Source organism: Cognatundibacterium luofuense (genome assembly GCF_018139685.1).
In the GTDB taxonomy this organism is placed as follows: Bacteria; Pseudomonadota; Gammaproteobacteria; order Burkholderiales; family Burkholderiaceae_D; genus Undibacterium; species Undibacterium luofuense.
In genome coordinates this window covers 1-380 of the sequence record NZ_JAGSPN010000256.1, presented here as the reverse complement: position 1 = coordinate 380, position 380 = coordinate 1, and the positions used below count along the sequence as shown (strand labels likewise).

1 pseudogene is annotated in these 380 nt (G+C 52.6%); it reads left to right on the top strand.

The annotated features are described in order from the left end of the window. Positions 1–380: pseudogene (locus tag KDM89_RS20290) on the top strand (hypothetical protein); the annotation flags it as partial.

The window sequence follows — 380 nt, the reverse complement described above, 5'->3', positions numbered from 1 at the left end:
AGTTGCTGCCCTTTGATCAGGAATCGCTGGCCTTGTATGATGCGGTTTCTCCGCCACTGACGCCAGCCGATCTGGATGCGACACTGGCGGAACTGGATGCGCTGGTACCGGGGCAGGGTGAGCTCAATGCACGTCTGTCTGCCTACAACCGTCAATTCGAAATTCCGCGTGACAAACTCGACGCGGTGTTTACTGCAGCTGTCAATGAAGCACGTGCCAGGACGCTGCGGTATATCGCTTTACCGGACAACGAAAGTTTTGAAATTGCCTACGTCAATAATCAGGTCTGGAGCGCGTATAACTGGTACAAGGGAAATAATCGCAGCCTGATTGAAGTCAATACCGACTTCCCCATGTTTATCAGTCGTGCCATCGACCTG